This window comes from Streptomyces sp. SID12488 (assembly GCF_010548275.1).
Classification (GTDB): Bacteria; Actinomycetota; Actinomycetes; order Streptomycetales; family Streptomycetaceae; genus Streptomyces.
Window position 1 is genome coordinate 68,775 of sequence record NZ_JAAGLT010000022.1, and the last position, 16,747, is coordinate 85,521.

Genomic DNA, 16,747 nt, shown 5'->3' on the forward strand with positions numbered 1-16,747 from the left:
ACGGTTTCCTCCATGGCAGCGAACCGCCGCCCCACCCTTGCCGATGTCGCCCGAGAAGTCGGTGTCAGCGCCAAGACGGTCTCCCGCGTCCTCAACGCGGACGGCCCCGCCTCCGCTCAGACCAGGGAACAGGTACTCGCCGCGGTGGCCAAGCTCGGCTTCCAGCCGAACCTCATGGCCCGCAACATCCGCGTCGGCGGACCCGACACCACGGTCGGACTGGTCATCCCGGACCTCGGGAACCCCTTCTTCGGGGCCGTGGCGCAAAGCATCGAGGACACGGTCCGCGACCGGGGCCTGACCCTGCTCATGGGCTCCTCCGCGGACGATCCCGTCCGCGAGCGCGCGCTGACGGACAAGTTCCTCGCCCGGCGGGTCAGCATCCTGATCGTCGTACCGTCCGTCGGCGCCGACCACGCCCACCTCAGGTCCCACCGTACGGCGGGACTGCCGGTGATCTTCCTCGACCGACCCGGAGTCGGCCTCGCCACGGACAGCATCGTCAGCTCCAACCGTGCCGGAGCCCACGACGGCGTCGCCCACCTCATCGCTCACGGGCACCGGCGCATCGGCTTCGTCGGCGACCTGCCGCTGACGCTGTACACGCGCCGCGAGCGGCTGGCCGGCTACCGCTCGGCGTTGCACGAAGCCGACATCCCCTACGACCGCTCGCTGGACACCAATGCCCACGACCAGCAAGGAGCCGAGGCCGCGACCGCCCGACTCCTCGGCCTGGCCGATCCCCCCACCGCCCTGTTCGCCGGCAACAACATCATGGCGCTGGGCATAGTCGCCGAACTCGCCCGCAGCAAACGCAAGGACATCGCCGTCGTCGCCTTCGACGACGTCTCCCTCGCCGAAGCGCTCGAACCCGCCCTGACCGCCGTCGCCCAGGACGCGGAAGAACTCGGCAGGGCCGCGGCGACCACCGCCCTGACCCGACTCGACGGCGACCGCACCCGGGCCCGCACCATCACCGTGCCCACTCGGCTGATCGTCCGCGGCTCGGGCGAGCAACCCGCGCCCAGTCCGTAGGCGGCTTCTTCCGTTTGCTTCGTCCGTTCGCTTCGGAGAGTTCCTGTACGTCGGCTGCCTTGCCTGCCCGATCGGCCGGCCGGCCGGCCGACCGACCGGCAGTGATCCCGTCACCGTCACCGTCGGCGGGCGGCGGGAACCGCCCGTCAGTCCGAGGCGAGGAGACCGAAGAGGATGTCGTCGGTCCACTCCCCCTTGATCCAGGTGCTCTGGACCAGGTGACCCTCGCGGCGGAATCCCACCCGCTCCAGCAGCTTCGCCGAGCGGACGTTGCGTCCGTCGCAGGCGGCCGAGATCCTGTGCAGGCCCTGCTCCACCAGCAGGAACCGCACCAGCCGCGCGACCGCCTCGGTGGCGTACCCGTGCCCCTGGAACTCCGGGGCGAACGTGAAGCCCAGCTCGGCCTGGCGTCCGTCCTCGCTGCGGCACACCCCGATGTCGCCGATCAGCCCCGGCACGTCCCGTCGCTCGACGGCGTACTGGAACCATCCCGGAGCGCCGGGATCCCCGGCCGAGAAGGTGGCCGCCAGCCGCTCGGCCTCCGCCAACGGCACCGGCGCCTCCCAGGACTGGTACCGGCTCACCTCGGGGTCCGACCGGTACGCCGCCAGGGTCGGCGCGTCCCCTGCGGTGAACCTCCGGATCAGCAGCCTCGCCGTCTCCATACCTTCGCCTCCCTTCCCTCCAGCGGTAGTCGAGTCAGCAGTAGTTGAGTCAACGGTATTTGAGTCAGCGGTAGTTGAGCTCCGCCAGCTCGGTCGCGAGCTTCCTCGGCATGGCCGTGTGGCCCAGCAGGGGAAGCGCGATGTTACGCGCGCGGCGCATCACGGGGTTACGGGTGGTGGCCATTCGGGTCATCCGGTCGGTGAAGGCGACGACCCGCTGGGCGACGGGGCGGCGCTGAGCCTCGTAGCCGTCGAGTTGCCCGGTGGCGAAGGCCCGGCCGAGGGCGTAGCCGTCCTGGATGCCGGTGTTCATGCCCTGGCCACCGGCGGGGCTGTGGACGTGCGCGGCGTCGCCCGCCAGAAGCAGGCGGCCGGCCCGGTAGTGGTCGGCGACCCGGTGGTGCACCCGGAACCGTGACGACCAGGCGAGACCGGTGACCTTGGCCTGGCCGGGGGCACGCTCGTCGAGCAGCCGCTGGACGAAGTCGAGGTCGGGGGTGGGCGGGGCGTCGTCCACGGTGGCGACGACCCGGTAGTGGCCGCCGGGGAGCGGCGCGACGACGGCGAGACCCTGGGTGCCGAAGGTGAGCGACACCTCGGCGGGGCCCGGCGCCCAGTCCATCACGACGTCCGCGAGGACGAAGGACTCCTCGTAGGCGCTGCCGGTGAACCCGATGCCGGCGGCTTCGCGGACGGTGCTGTGCATACCGTCGGCACCGACCGCGTATGCGGCGCGCAGGGTTTCGCCGGTGCTCATGGTGAGCGTCACGCCGTCGGCGTCCTGGACCACGGAGGCGACCTCGTACGGGCGGTGCACGGCGCCGCCGAGCGCCCGCAGCCGGTCCAGCAGCACGCTCTCGGTCTCGTACTGGGGAACCATCAGGGTGTACGGGTGGGCCGTGGGCAACCGGTCGAACGGCACCGTCAGCAGGCGCCGGGAGCCGTCGCGGACGCCGAAGCGGGTGATCCGGATGCCGCGCGCGATCAGCTCCTCGGAGGCTCCCAGCTCGTCGAGGACCTCCAGAGTACGGGCGTGCACGACGGCGGCGCGCGAGGTGTTGGCGCCCTCAGCCAGCTTGTCCAGGACGACGAAGTCGACGCCGGCGGCGGCGAGCGTGACAGCGAGCGCGAGTCCGGCCGGCCCGGCACCCACGACGGCGACCTCGGTCCGGGCAGGCAGCGTGGTGCCGTTCATGCCGTTCCTGCCATGCAAGTCGTTCCTGTCGTTCATGCCGTTCCTGTCGTTCTGGTTGTCCGTGTTGTTCATGGCGGTCTCCTTGCCAACATGTGTTTGCCAACGAATGTTGGCCAACGCCTGTTGGCATGATGCTCTCACTCGCACTGGAAAGTCAACACCCGTTGGCCTACAGTCGTTGGCATGAACCAGCACACCGAGCCCACCAGCACGGACAAACGCTCCGACCGCACCAAGGCCGCGATCCTGCGTGCCGCACGCGAACGGTTCGCGGCCCAGGGCTACGAGCGCACAACCATCCGGGGTGTGGCCGCCGACGCCGACATCGACCCGTCCATGGTCATGCGTTACTTCGGCAACAAGGCCCAGCTCTTCGACGCGGCGCTCGCCATCGACCTGCGCCTGCCGGACCTCACCGGCGTCTCGGCGGACGAGCTGGCGCGGGTGCTGGTGCGGCACTTCCTCGACCGCTGGGAAGGCGACCCGGCCGATGAGGCACTGCTCGTCCTGCTCCGCTCGGCGGTCACCAACGAGCACGCCGCGGCGCGGATGCACGAGATCTTCGCGACCCAGGTCGCCCCGACGCTGGCCGCCGCCCTGGGCCCGGAAACCGCCAGGCGCAAGGCCGGCCTGGTCTCCGCCCAGCTACTCGGCCTGGGGCTGACCCGCTACCTGCTGCGCCTCCCGGCGGTGACCGCCCTCACCCGGGACGAGATCGAGGACGGCCTCGCGCCGGCCATCGAGGCGGTTCTTCATTGAGTGTCTTCCCGGACGGCGGTGGCCGACAACGGGGGCGCCTCCTACAACGTGGTGGTGGGCGCCGGAGACGTCACCGGACACGGAAAGGCCCTGTACTGACCGCGGAGCGTCGGCGACGACGCTTCGCTTCGCCTATTCGGTTGTCCGGCAGTCGTTCCACAGGGTGGCGAGGTGGGCCGGGATCTCGGGGATGGCGGCACATCCCCGAGGGTCGGCGGGGAATCCGCCGCCGGCCACGTAGCGCCAACCGGTGCCGGGGCGGTCGACGAAGTACTTCACCGCGGCTCCGTCGTCCTGCAGGGCGACCTGCTCGGCGTATGTGCTGCCGGGAGTGAGCTGGAAGCGGGTTCCGGCGTAGAGCGTGCCGTCACAACTGCCGTAGTAGAACGTGCCCTTGACCGGGGCGATGTGGCTGAGGGGCGGTTGGGCGTGGCTGCGGTAGGCCGCCGTGACGCTCGCCTTGACGGTGGGCGAGGCCAACAGTGACCGGCAGCCGTCGGGCTTGGCGGGGGAACCGGCGGTGGTGTGCGCAGCCGGCGATGAAGGCGTTCGCGTCGCGTTCGGAGGGCTGCTGCTGGTCACAGGGCGGCTGTTCTGCGTGCAGCTCGTGAGCGTAAGCAGGGCCACCGCAGCGGCGGCCGTACCCAGAGCGGCAGCGCGGGACAGGGAACGGTTTCGAGGCAGCACCATTTCGGACCATCCTCTGCTCTTCCGGTCTTGCACATCAAGACGCCGCGTCATGCACTGCGGTTTCACCGGGCACGACGGCGAAGGGCCCCACCGTTCGGAAGGTTCGCGGTGGGGCCCTTCGCCGTCATCGTCCGGCTGCCAGGTAATTCATTCAGTACAGGCCGGTGTAGCCGCCCCAGCCCGTCGCGATGCGGGTCTTCGTACCGAAGGTGGCGGACTTCGTACCGTTCCAGCGCCACAGGGCGCCGGCGCGGTCCCGGCCGAGGAGGTCGGGGCGGCCGTCGCCGGTCAGGTCACCGGGTACGACCAGGGCGTTGACGCTGATCCCGCCGGCGATCCGGACCCGGCTGCCGAAGGCGCCCTTGCCGTTGCCGAGCCACCGCCACAGCCCGCCCGTGCGGTCAAGCCCGACCATGTCGCCGATTCCGTCGGCGTTCAGGTCGCCCGCGCCGACCAGCCGGGTGTAGCCGCCCTGGCCCGCGACCAGCCGGACTCGCGCGGCCAGGCCGCCCTTGCCGTCGTCGGAGTAACGCCACAGCACACCGGCCTTGTCGCGGGCGATCAGGTCGGCGCGGCCGTCACCGGTGAGGTCGCCGGGGGAGGTCAGCGCGTTGTACCCGCCGAACCCGGTGCCGAGCAGGCGGTGCGGGGTCCTCGGCGTGAACGCCTTGCCCCACGTGCCGTCGTACCGGGTCAGTCGCCCGGCGGAGTCCCGGACCAGGAGGTCGTTGCAGCGGTCGCCGCTCAGGTCGCCGAACGGCACGAAGGCCGACGAGGTGGGCCAACCGCCGGCCTGGACCTTGTGCGCGCTGTCGATGGTGCCGCGCCCGGTGCCGGGCTGGATCGCCAGCCGGCCGGCGCTGTCGCGGGTGATCAGGTCGCCGATGCCGTCCCGGCCGAAGTCGTGTCGCTCCACCGACCGTACCGGCACCTGCTTGTCGTAGATCACCGTGTCCGCCGTCGCGCCGTTCGCGGCCCGGGCGGTCAGTCTCATCCGGTAGGTACCGGTACGGACCAGTGCCCCGTTCTCGGCGCGCCCGTCCCAGGTCGCAGTGAGTGTCCCGCGCGCCAGGCCGCCGGTGACGGTCCGTACGACGGCGCCGCCGGGGGCGGTGACGGTCAGCTTCCAGCTCGCGGCCGGCCTGTTCAGGTGCCAGATGCCCTGGAAGCCGCTTCCCTGGCGCAGGTTGACGGAGGTGGGGACGGTGGCGTCGATCGCCGCGAACGGGGAGGTGGTCCCCTGCGGCCATTTCACCGTCACATCACCGGACGCCGTCTGATAGGCGACCGGACCGCCGAACCGGTCGACGTTCCAGAACCGGGCCCGCCGGTCTGCGGGAGCGTACGGCGGGGACGGCAGCGGGCCGAGCTCCTCCGTTCCGACCCGGTCCGCGGGAACCGCGCCCCGCAGGTAGGTGATCAACAGCTTGCCGGCCTCGTCGTCCTGGGAGACCAGATAGCCATCGCCCAGCTGCGCGTAGCCCCGCGGGACATACTGCTGCGTCCCTGTCTGCTGGTCGAAAACGCCCGCTTCTTCGTTCGGCCCGCAGGACCAGTAGACGTACCGGCCCACCACCTGCAGATCGGACGGGAGGCAGTCGTCGAGCGACAGGCTGCCCAGCCGCCGCATCGACGGCAGCGAGAACCTCTCGTACACGGTCGAGCCCCTCGAGTCGGTCCCGGCCGTCCACAGCGTGTTCCCCCACAGCGCGGCGGCCGGCCAGGAGCCGGTGGCCAGCACCTTGAACCCGTCCCGCACCTCCATCACGCCCCGGGCCGTGCGGACGACCCGGTACGGGGCGGACGCCGCCACGACCGCCGACACCCCGTCCTCCGGGTAGGGGATTCCGCCCTCCCCGTTGCCGGTGAGCCGCAGGCACTCCTCGTAGCAGTCGACGTGGTAGCTGCTGCCGACGTCGTACCCGAGATCGCCCAGCTGCTCCGGCGGTGCGGCGGTCAGCGTGCCGTCGGCCGCCAGGGAGAGCGCGGAGGCGGTGAGATGGGTGCCGTCGACCGGGCCGGACGCGTCCGCGCGCTCGGTGCCGAGCAGCACCCGCCCCTGGTCGACCGCGACGCCGCCGGCCTCGTACACCGAGACCGGCGGGAGCGGCGCCACCGGCTCGAAGGCCGGGGTCCCGTCCGTGCCCAGGGTGACGCGCTGAACCGCCCAGTGCTCCGCGTCCGTACCGCCCTCGATGAAGAAACTGCCGTCATCGCCGTCGACGAAGTTGCCGGTCGAGGCGGTCAGCAGCGTGCGCGCCGGGCCGCCGGTCACCGGCACTGCGCGGATCGCGTTCTTGGCGGTGTCGGGGTACAGCACCCAGTCGCCGATCGCGCGGGCCCTGAGGCGGGCGTCGTACGGAAGATCGATCAGGTGCCCGCGGGCCTCCGGACGACTGCGGTCGATGACGTACAGGTGCGAGTTCTGGAAGCCCTTGTCGATGGCGTAGAAGAGCACCGTGTCGCCGGCCAGGTGGGGGTATTCCAGGAGACCGAAGTCGTCGCTGGGCATGTACGTCAGCGCGGCGGTGTCGAAGTCGAGCAGCGCGGTGCGCCAGGGGTGGTCGCCATCGGCCTGCTTGTACCAGAACGCGGCCCCACGCGGGTCCGACGCCTCTCCCTGCATCCACCCGTCGAAGTCGTCCTGCACGCCGGTCACCGGCCGGTCGACCGGCTTCCCGCCGCCCGCCGGCATCTCCAGCAGGCGGAGCGTCCACTTCCCGCCGACCTGGCGGGCGACCACCAGGCGGTTCTCGGCGAAGACTTTGGTGGCCCGGTCACCGGCCGGCACGTAGAACCGCGTCACCTTGCCGGTGGCGTACTGCCGGATCTGGTACACGTTCTCCGTGTCCGGGACCTTTTCCAGCCCGAGGCCGCCGTTGTAGGCGATCGCGTACGGGCGGCGCGGGATGTCCCTGGTCGAGCCGTCGCGGCCGATCCACGTCGCAGGGGAGCCGGGCTCGTACGACCTCGGCACGGACAGGTACCCGGAGTTGTCGGCGGCGGTCAGGAACCCCTGCCGCGGCGCGGCCCGGTGCGCGCCGGTCAGCGTGACGGACGGCATGTCCCCGCCGTCCGCCGCTGCGGCCGGTCCCGAGGCGAACTGCAGCAGTCCGGCCACCACCGCCAGGGCCGCCGCGGCCGAGACCGCCCCCGTCATCGACCGTTTCCTTCTTGGCGCCGTGCGCGGATTCGGCGCCGTACGCAGAGTCGTGCGTCTCACACGTCCCACCCCATTTGCTTTCCCCTGTAGGTGCGTCCGCAAGGACTGCGACTCCCGTCGGGGCGGCCGTCAGCTCCTGCCGCCCTGTCAGACTCTCGTCGCGCCAAAGAGTTGTACGGGGGCGGAGTGTTACAGAAGGCGCCGCGTGCCTCTGTTCCCGCTCGGCTGGGCAGCCGTACGGCAGGTACGCCAATATCCGCTGAAGCGGGGGTCGTCGACTGGTAACCGCGCGACGGACGCCCCGGCATCTCGGCCGCCCATGTGGCCAACCTGTGAGTCGCAAGTTCCTGCTCTGCGCAGCGGGACGACGAGTTGGTGTCGCGGGCGGCAAGTCCGGCGCTGTTCGACCGCTTCACCTCGACGGAGAAGACACCGCACGCCGACCCCGGCAGGCACGGCGATGTCCCGATGTTCGAGGTGTACTGCTCACCTCGGTTCTGCGCCCGGCACCTGAGCCGACACCACCCTGAGCCGACATCAACGCCGACCGAGTTCAGCCGACTGACACCGAACGTCCTTCGGCGGCCTACGAGTTGACCGGTCTGCGCCTCGCCTCGGCACCGCCGCTCACCCCACTCACCCCATTCACCCCTTCCTCGTACCGCCCCCGCATTTCGGAGAGCACGCCGAACGCCGCCGCCGTCAGCGGTACGGCGAGCAGCATGCCGAGGATGCCGGCGAGGGAGGCGCCGGCGGTGAGGGCGACGAGGATGACCGCCGGGTGCATCTGGAGGGTGCGGCTCTGGATCATCGGCTGGAACACGTTCCCCTCCAGGAGCTGGACGAGGGTGACCACGCCGAGGACCCACAGCGCGGTGGTGAGCCCGCCGTCCGCGAACGAGACGAGGACGGCGACCGCGCCCGACAGGAAGGCGCCGAGGTACGGGATGTAGGCGCCGATGAACACCAGCGCCCCGAGGCCGACGGCGCCCGGTACCTGGAGGATCAGCAGGCCGATGGTGATGCAGACGGCGTCGATGAACGCGACGATCGTCGTACCCAGCATGAAGCCCTCGATCGCCTGGAAGGCGCGGCGGGCCATGACCTCCAGGGTCGCGCCGGAGCCGCGGGGCGCCAGCGAGTGCAGCGAGGCGACGGCCCGGTCGGAGTCGCGGAGGAAGAAGAAGAGGAGCAGGATCGCGAGCGTCGCGGTGGCGATCATCTCGGTGAGGATGCTGACGCCGCTCAGCACACCGGAGACCGCGGTGCCGCCGAACTTGGACAGCAACTCCTGCGCGTTCGTGGCGAGTTCGTCCAGGGCGGTGCCGACCACGTCGAACCGCTCGCTGAGGTCCTTCGCCGCGTCCCGCAGCGAGTCGATGATCTGGTCACCGGTGTCGAGCAGGGCGTTCACCACGATGTACGCGGCCCCGCCCATGACGAGGACCACGGCGGCGCAGGTCAGCCCGGCGGCGAGCGACTTGTTGAACCTCATCCTGACCAGCCGCCGGTAGAACGGGCCGAGCAGGGCCGACAGAAGCAGCGCGAGCAGTATCGGCGTGACGGCGGTCTGGAACGTGATGCAGAACCACACACCCACGGTGATCACGCCGCTCACCAGAAGCAGCAGCACGCTTCCGGCGGCGATGCGCCGGGCGGGCCCCGCCAACAGGGGCGCGCTGCCGCTGTCGGCACGAAGCGATGGCGTGTTCTTGGGCACACCGGTGGTGCGTACGGTCGTACGCGTCCGGTGTGCCCGGTGCATCCGCGTGCCGCGTTGCCCCGGCTGCCTGTTCCGGCCCGCGCCGACTCGCCGAGAGGCTCCCGTACGGCTGCTGTTCATCCTGTTTTCGTCTCCGCTCACCCGCATGACCGCTGGCCACGGCGCTTCGAAGATCGTGCTTTGCCGCGGCGAAAGGGTAGACCGGCGCGGGCCCCCGCAGGGTTGAGAGGACGCGTGGAGGAGGGCGGAGGCGGGTGGAGTTCGGATGCGGTCCGGGTGGAATCCGGGTGGAGGCGCGGCGTCCGGTAAGCGGCGCGGAAGCTGTGGAGACCGTAAGAACGCGTGTGGCTCCACCGAGGCGGGGCAGGCGGGGACGTTATGAGCACCCCCACCGACCGGAGCACGGTAGACGTCACTGACGCGGCCACGCAGCGGAGCCCGCAGGGCGTACAGACCGCGCGCGGGCCGGTGGCGGAACCGCGGCGCAGATCCGGTGGTGGCGGGCGGGGTTTTCCGTCAGCGCTGCGTGGTGGCGGACGGGTGGCGGGGCTGGACGGACTGCGGACGGTCGCGGTCGTCCTGGTGATCGTGTACCACGTGAAGCCGGATCTGGTACCCGGCGGCTCGGTCGGCGTGGACGTCTTCTTCACGCTCAGCGGTTTCGTCATCACCCGGCTGCTGATCACCGAGTACGCCCGCACGGGCGGCATCCGCCTGCGGTCGTTCTACAAGCGGCGGTGGCTGCGGCTGGGCCCGGCCATGCTGACGATGTGCGCGGTCACCGCGCTCCTCTCCCTGGCGCTTCCGCTGCCGCTGTTCGACGGGGCGTGGAAGGCGGCGGCGCTGGCAGCGGTGTCGGTGGTCAACCTCGTACGGGCGAGTGAGTCAGGCCCGTACTCGGACCTCACCGCACCCCTCAGCCACACCTGGTCCCTGGGAGTGGAGGAGCAGTTCTACCTGGCCTGGCCGATCCTGTTCCTCCTACTTCTACGGCACACCACGGCACGGAGGGCACTGGCCTGGCTGGCGGCCCTGTGCGTCCTGCCGCTGCTGTGGCGCCTCGCCCTCTGGGACCCCACGGCGGCCCACCGCATCTACAACGGCCCCGACACCCGCGCCGACCAGCTCCTGATCGGCGCGCTGCTGGCCGTGGTCCTGGCCCGCCTGCGTGCCGACGATCCCCGACTGGCACTGCTCGGCCGCTGGGCGGGACGCCTGTGCTGGCCCGCGCTCGCGTTGCTGGCCCTGGTCGCCTGGCAGATCCCGATCGCCGGGGCGAGCGCGTGGAACCCCGTCTGGTACACGGCCGGTTTCATGGTCGCCGCCGTCCTGACGGCCACGGTGGTGGCAACCCTGGACCTGCTCCCAGGGTCGTGGCCCTCCCGCCTCCTCTCGATCGGGGCCCTGGCCTGGGTAGGCCGCAACCTCAGCTACGGGATGTACCTCTGGCACTACCCCGTCATCCGCCTCCTCTCCGACCTGGGCGTACCCGACGACCAGTTGCTGCCGATGGGCATGGTGGGGACGGTCGCGGCGGCCCTGGCGTCGTATGCACTGGTGGAACGGCCGTTGCAGCGACGGGGGTGAGGGCCCTCAGGGGGGCCTCGAGGGGTACGTCCCCGGTGTGGACCAGCGGATCGGGGGATCGGGGGATCGGGGGATCGCGGGCCACCAGGGAACGGAACGCGATGCATCAATGTCAGTGGGCCGTCCTAGACTCCGGCGCACTATGACCGACTTCCACACCTACGGCACCAGCGCCCACACCCCCGACGAACTGGTCCGACTCGTCAGCGACCGCCTCGGGTTGGACTTCACCGAGCGTGACAGCTACTTCCGGGGTGTGTACCACCTCGCGGAGAGCCCCGACCGTCAGATCGAGATCCAGCCCAACTCGATTCCCGGCGACGACGAGGACGAAGACGACCTGTATGCCTCCGAACACGCGGCGTTCCAGGTGCTTCTGCTGACCACCACTCCAGCCGCTGATCCAGCCCTACGGGCCGCCCTGGCCTCTGTCGAAGGGCTCGTTCACCTGGCCCTTGAATCAGAGGCGTGAAGGAAAGTGCAGAAACGCGAACTGCCCCAGCCGACTACCACCGCGGACCAGCTCGACCCCCTCAAGCCCGCCTTCGACTCCATGACTGTTCTTGTGGCAGCCGTCATCGTTCACGACCGGGCGGCGGGCCGTGTCGTCCTTCTCCAGCGCGGCCCGCGTGCCAAGTTCGGGCAGGGCATGTGGGATCTGCCCCTCGGCAAGAGCGAACCCGGCGAACCGATCACCGGCACGGCGGTGCGCGAGCTGTACGAGGAGACCGGTCTGACGGTGAAACCGGAGTCCCTGAAGGTCGTGCACATCGTCCACGGCTCCCAGGGCGTCCAAGCCCCCAACGGCTACCTCACCGTCGTCTTCGTCACCCACGACTGGACCGGCGAGCCCGAGAACCGCGAACCCGACAAGCACGCCGAGGTCCGCTGGGTCGAAGTCGACGCGCTGCCAGAGGAGTTCGTACGCTCGAGCGCGGGCGCCCTGCGTCACCATCTCGGCGGCGGGCCGCTTATTTCACTGGCCGGCTGGGGGTAGTCGGGGACTATGATCGCAATCTTCGGCTGGCGGAAGCCACCTGGAGTCCCTTGAGGCTGTGCCGACACGATGAACCCGGCGACGACTGACCCGGCAACGACGAACGTCGAGAACACTCCCCCCACCCGACTGCGGCTCGACCGCGCCCTGGACCGACTGGACGTCACCTTCCGCGGGATGACCGCCCGCGCCGACGAGGGTCAGTGCGACTGCCATTGGGGCAGCGCGGAGGAGCTCGCGCTGCTGAAGGTCCCGGACGTGGAGCTCGATCCGGACCTCCTGTATCGCACCTGGCACGCCTTCGACTGGGACGACTACGGCGCGGTACTGCGCCGCATCCTGCCCCAGTTCGCCAGAGCACTGGTGGGCGGCCTCGTGGAGCCGTACCTCATGGCCGAGGTCGGACGCTCGTTCTCTGCCGGCGACTGGCACCGGTGGCCCGTGCGCCAGAGTGCGGTGGTGGGGGAGTTCCTGCACGCCTGGTGGACGCACAGCCTCACCGACCCGGATCCCGTTGTCCCCGTGCACCAGCTCCTCTGGCTGTGCACCGATGCGTCCGGCATTGTCAGCCCGTGGCTCACGGTCTGGGAGGGACTCGATCACCCGGTGGCCGACCGGCACTTGGCGGAAGCGGCTGCCGAGTGGGAGTACGACCTGCTGAGAGACGACCTTCCCTGGAACACCTGGCTGTGGGAGGACGACGACGCGGATGCCCTGCGCACCGAGCTCGCGGCCTGGCTGGTCCGCCACGCCCCCGCACGGCTGCGAGCCCAGGACGACGCGACCAAGGAACTCCTGCACCTGGTACGGCTGATAGGCCTCACCGGCCCCGCCCGCTATGAGGACCCGCACTGGCCCAGCGACCGCTGAGGGTCGCGCCGGGTCCCTGTGCGCCGGGATCCGGGCGGCCACGGCCCTCCTCCTAAAGGACTTTGGGAAAAGAACCAACTACCTTCCCCCTCCCGCCCGTTCATACCTGTTCGCCCCCCGTGCACCCCCGTTCACTCTCAGGAGTGACGCGGTTGCGGCGAGTGGGTGCGGAGAGTTACGTTCCCCGAAACAACCTCACAAAGACGACGGCCCCCGCCAGGACGGCAATCCTGAACGAGGGCCTGACCGCTCAGGAAGAGAAGACCTTCCCAATGGCTGAAACGCAGTCTAACGCGCCCTCGTGCGCCAACTCCGGTGCGACGAACGCACCGAACTCACCTTCGCCGAACACGCCGAACACGCCGAACACACCCACCTACGGTGTGATTCACGTACGCACCCGCCTCGCCGCCAACTTCACCGTGATCTCCAACGTCCTCGCCCAGCGGCGCGGCAGCGCGGTCACGATCGGCGTCGCGGCCTACATCCTCTCCGTCCCGGACGGCGCCCGCATCAGCATCGCCGCCCTCTGCGCCCACTTCGACGAGGGCGAGATCCTGATCTCGCGTGCGCTACGGGAGTTGGAGGCAGCGGGCCATCTGGAACGGCGCCGGGTGAGGGAACCGAACGGCAAGGTACGTACACAGACCTTCTTCTACGACGTACCGCGCGGCGCTGGTGACCGGGCGACCCCTGCTCCGCAGCCACCCACCCGACCGGCGAAGCCCGAGCCCAAGCCGGAGTCCGAGTCCGCCGAGGACAACATGCCGGCGGCAACTCCCGTGAATCTCCCGCTGGTTGCTCCGCCGTCCCCTCCCCCTCGCCCGCTGGGTCTCGACGATGCCGACCCGCAGGCCGTCGTCATCCTCGCCTCGCTCCGTATCGTCGACCACAGGCTGATCCTGTCCCGCAGCGAGGTCGCCGAGTTGGCCCCGGCGGTCAGCGAGTGGCTCACGCAGGGCCTTGGCCCCGAGGAGATCACCGAGGCGCTCACCACCAACCTGCCCGCCCCCTTCCGCGCCCGCCCGGCACGCGTACTGGCGTTCCGCCTGCGCGAAGCCCCGCTTCCGGTACCCACGAGAGCCCTACCGGCCGCCACACCTCTGCCCCTCACCCTCCGCTGGCAGACCTGCGACGGCTGCGAACGGGCGTTCCGGGCAGCGGAGCCCTCCGCGTGCCGCGACTGCAGGATCGCCGAGGCGGCTTGATGACTCGGGGAGCCGGTACCAAGGCGCGGCACCACACGCCGGGCACGTGCCGTCATGGCGCGCAGTCGACGAACTGGGTGTGCAAGCATGCGAATCCTGGGGATCGACGAGAGGAGGGTCATGGTCGACCGGTTCAGCGACGGGCTTCTGACGCCCGCGGAGACGGCCACTTCCGAACCTGTCCGGAATGAAGGTTGCGCCCGCCCACGCCCTGAACACCATTGAGGGTCTGGTTGACACGGGAAGGGCAGACATGGATCCCTCACGCCGTACGGTCCTCACCACCGCGCTCTACTCCGCAACGCTCGCCGTACCGAACTTCACCGAAGCCGACGAGACCCTGGACCGCCTTGAGCACCAGGCCGCAGGCCGCACGGTCAGGATCGGCCCCGGCGATGTGGCCGTGGTCCGCAGCATGACGGACAAGATCGCCGACATCCTCGACGAACTCGGGGGCGCCCACGCACGACCGATGGCCGCCGCCTTCATCGTGAACTCGGTCGCTTCCTACCTCCGCGCGGACGGAACCGACACCGTCAAGAACGACATGCGCGCCGCCGCATCCGATCTCGTGTACCTCACGGGATGGATGGCCATGTACGAGAAGGCTCACGGACTCGGCCAGCGGTACTACCGTCAGGCCCTCGGTCTGGCGAAAGCCGGCGGTGACGAGGTGACCTACTGCCGCACACTGCGCGGAATGGCCCTCCAGGCCGCCAACCTCAACCACGCGAACAAGGCCCTCGACCTCGCCGACTCGGCGGCGGAAGCCGCACCGAAGGCCGGCCCACGGCTGCAGGCCTTCCTTCGAGGACAGCAGGCACACGGGGCTGCTCTGGTCGGCGACAAGGGGCTTGCCTTCACCCGCCTGTCCGAGACAGAAACGGCTCTGTCGAAGGCGGACAACAGACGCGATGCCGTGGGGGGCTACGACCAGGCGGCCTACCAGTTCCACGTGTCGAGCGTGCTGTACGCCCTCGGGGACGTCCCCGGCTCGATCGAGGCCATGAAGGCGTCGAACCGCGCGCGGCCCTCGGTGGAGAAGCAGGGCAACGCACACGCGAACGGCCTGCTCGCGCAGAGGCAACTCGAAGTCGGACACCTCGAAGTCGCGTGCGCGACCTGGCACGAGTTCCTCGACGACTACGCCTCGTTGTCCTCCGCCCGCGCCGACGAGCACTTCGGCATCATGCGCCGACGCATCCACCCGCACCTCGGTAATCCGAGGGCACGGGAGCTGAACGAGCGGGCGCGGGAGCTTTCTCGGCAGAAGGCTGCGGCCTAGCGACTGGAAAGGAACCGGTCGAGCCTCGGATCAACAGCGGCTGGTGAATCAATACCGCTGGACCTGTGTACACACCTCGGGGAGTCCGCCGGTGTAGACACCTCGTTGTCAAGAGCTGCGTACAACGCCAACGGGGTTGCACCATCTTGATGCAGTCAGGGCGCCTGCCAGATGCAACCTTGCTGGCCGCTCCCGGCACCTGTGCTCGGCATGCCGGTCATTCTCGCGCCGTGTGCCGCCTGCCTGCCGATGGTCATCCTGCTGCCCGTCGCGACTGCATCCTGGCGGCCCTGCGCCGGATCGCACTTCGGCGATTGCCCGCGTACGCCAGGGGGCAACAGCCATGTCGGACACGGGGCCAGGAGCTCCACTGGATCACAAAGCCGACATCGGAGCGGCCATCTCCAGCTACCAGAGCGACAGTTGAGTCCGAGCATGGTCTCAAGGCCAACCTGCCATGCCCCAGACCAACGCCCCGGCAAGGGGTAGCCCCCTATGACTATTTGCCCATAAATGGCAGGAATTTCCGCAAGGAATTATTAAAGAACGCCTGCACAGCGAACCCTTTTACGCGTTCCCAAAATCACCATAAAAGCAATAAAACGCCCAGCAAAGAATGCCACCCAGGGGCTCCGGATCTCCCAACACGCGTGTCTCTTGATCTCACTTTTACCGGAGCATCGGATTCCACATGAGGGTCTCTGCAGCTGACTGCGAAGATCCGCTCACCATCTCTCCGCACATCGCTGACCACCGCCACGGCGGCCACCCGCACCTACGAACCTTCGGCCGCACCACCGCAATCCATCATCGGTGGTCGGGATTTTTTCGGCCATAGATTTCTCGGTTACCTACCACTCTATCCCGAGGAAGTAGAGGGAAAGAATTGCCAAAAGAAGTGAGTAAACGTGACGCGCATCCGCTCGTTCTCGCTGCGCGGCTGCTGCTCGCCCAGGCAGTTTTTTGTTACCTGGTGTTCGTGATACTGCTCTTCGCTGAAGGTATGCTCAATTTTGGGGCGCGCGTGGCATTGCGGCACGCGCTCGAGCGAGCTGCGATAGCGGGCGTGGTGCTCCCCGTGGTAATCACCCTCTCGCAGCTCAAGAAAGCGAAAAGCGGGTCAGGTAGCTCCGCGCTCGCAATGCTTGGTGTCGAGCGCTTCGATATCCCTCTCGCGATGACCGGATCAGCTTCCCGCGGCATCCAGGAGAAACTGCAGTCGGTACCAGGAGTCTGCAACGTCATAGTTCTGGGCGACCAGAGTTGGGGCGTGGTCCTGAGAGGTCCCGCCCGGTGGTTCACCAGAGTCCATGTCACCGTGACTGGCGACCGGCTGGCCGTAGTGGAGGCAGGACCACGGCATCCTTTCTTCTTTCCCACCGATGCCGGGAGGCGAACGGTCAGCGCTTTGGTCAAAAAGCTGGGTGAACGGTGAGGCTCGGGGCGTTTGAGAGGTGAGGCAGGAAGGTGTTCGGGCCCGAACACCTTCGACTGGTCGGCGGCACCATTCGCATGGTGCCGCCGACTAATCCATGCCAGGTGGGAAGTGGCCGGCGGCCTCGTCGCGGGT

14 protein-coding genes are annotated in these 16,747 nt (G+C 69.3%); 9 read left to right on the forward strand and 5 right to left on the reverse strand.

What is annotated here, in order from left to right; genetic code table 11:
* Positions 1-12 precede the first annotated feature (12 nt).
* The gene (locus G3I56_RS28725) at positions 13-1,035 is read left to right on the forward strand and encodes a LacI family DNA-binding transcriptional regulator (protein WP_164413919.1); all 1,023 of its coding nucleotides are present in this window, start codon (positions 13-15) and stop codon (positions 1,033-1,035) included.
* A 146-nt stretch (positions 1,036-1,181) separates the two neighbouring features.
* On the opposite strand, the gene G3I56_RS28730 is transcribed toward G3I56_RS28725, so the two are convergent.
* A complete protein-coding gene (locus tag G3I56_RS28730) occupies positions 1,182-1,700 on the reverse strand; it encodes a GNAT family N-acetyltransferase (RefSeq protein ID WP_164413922.1) in 519 nt (172 codons plus the stop codon).
* Positions 1,701-1,764: 64 nt separating this feature from the next.
* Positions 1,765-2,967 (reverse strand): FAD-dependent monooxygenase, encoded by a 1,203-nt coding sequence (locus G3I56_RS28735; protein WP_239135153.1) that lies wholly within the window; start codon positions 2,965-2,967, stop codon positions 1,765-1,767.
* Between the two features lie 111 nt (positions 2,968-3,078).
* Between G3I56_RS28735 and G3I56_RS28740 the strand changes: the two genes are divergently transcribed.
* Positions 3,079-3,654 carry a TetR family transcriptional regulator gene (locus G3I56_RS28740; RefSeq protein WP_164413924.1) on the forward strand — a complete coding sequence of 192 codons (576 nt, stop codon included), beginning with the start codon at positions 3,079-3,081 and terminating at the stop codon, positions 3,652-3,654.
* A gap of 132 nt (positions 3,655-3,786) precedes the next feature.
* Here G3I56_RS28740 and G3I56_RS28745 read toward each other — a convergent pair whose 3' ends face one another.
* The 3 genes from G3I56_RS28745 to G3I56_RS28755 form a co-directional block, all read right to left on the reverse strand.
* Positions 3,787-4,236 (reverse strand): hypothetical protein, encoded by a 450-nt coding sequence (locus tag G3I56_RS28745; protein WP_164413926.1) that lies wholly within the window; start codon positions 4,234-4,236, stop codon positions 3,787-3,789.
* Between the two features lie 259 nt (positions 4,237-4,495).
* Complete coding sequence (locus tag G3I56_RS28750) at positions 4,496-7,504, reverse strand: FG-GAP-like repeat-containing protein (protein ID WP_164413928.1); 3,009 nt, start codon at positions 7,502-7,504, stop codon at positions 4,496-4,498.
* A gap of 589 nt (positions 7,505-8,093) precedes the next feature.
* Entirely contained in the window at positions 8,094-9,350 is a 1,257-nt protein-coding gene (locus G3I56_RS28755) for an AI-2E family transporter (protein ID WP_239135154.1), read from the reverse strand.
* A gap of 258 nt (positions 9,351-9,608) precedes the next feature.
* On the opposite strand from G3I56_RS28755, the gene G3I56_RS28760 reads away from it, so the two are divergent.
* The 7 genes from G3I56_RS28760 (at position 9,609) to G3I56_RS28790 (ending at position 16,612) form a co-directional block, all read left to right on the forward strand.
* On the forward strand, positions 9,609-10,817 hold the full coding sequence (locus tag G3I56_RS28760; protein WP_164413930.1) for an acyltransferase: 1,209 nt from the start codon (positions 9,609-9,611) through the stop codon (positions 10,815-10,817).
* A 142-nt stretch (positions 10,818-10,959) separates the two neighbouring features.
* Positions 10,960-11,289 (forward strand): hypothetical protein, encoded by a 330-nt coding sequence (locus G3I56_RS28765; protein WP_164413932.1) that lies wholly within the window; start codon positions 10,960-10,962, stop codon positions 11,287-11,289.
* 81 nt (positions 11,290-11,370) lie between these two features.
* The gene (locus G3I56_RS28770; protein WP_164414088.1) at positions 11,371-11,814 is read left to right on the forward strand and encodes an NUDIX domain-containing protein; all 444 of its coding nucleotides are present in this window, start codon (positions 11,371-11,373) and stop codon (positions 11,812-11,814) included.
* A 69-nt stretch (positions 11,815-11,883) separates the two neighbouring features.
* A complete protein-coding gene (locus tag G3I56_RS28775) occupies positions 11,884-12,684 on the forward strand; it encodes a hypothetical protein (protein ID WP_164413934.1) in 801 nt (266 codons plus the stop codon).
* Between the two features lie 272 nt (positions 12,685-12,956).
* Positions 12,957-13,892 carry a hypothetical protein gene (locus G3I56_RS28780; RefSeq protein WP_164413937.1) on the forward strand — a complete coding sequence of 312 codons (936 nt, stop codon included), beginning with the start codon at positions 12,957-12,959 and terminating at the stop codon, positions 13,890-13,892.
* Between the two features lie 253 nt (positions 13,893-14,145).
* Positions 14,146-15,177 carry a hypothetical protein gene (locus tag G3I56_RS28785; RefSeq protein ID WP_343240077.1) on the forward strand — a complete coding sequence of 344 codons (1,032 nt, stop codon included), beginning with the start codon at positions 14,146-14,148 and terminating at the stop codon, positions 15,175-15,177.
* 898 nt (positions 15,178-16,075) lie between these two features.
* Positions 16,076-16,612, forward strand: a complete 537-nt coding sequence (locus G3I56_RS28790) for a hypothetical protein (RefSeq protein ID WP_164413939.1) — start codon at positions 16,076-16,078, stop codon at positions 16,610-16,612.
* Positions 16,613-16,747: the final 135 nt, after the last annotated feature.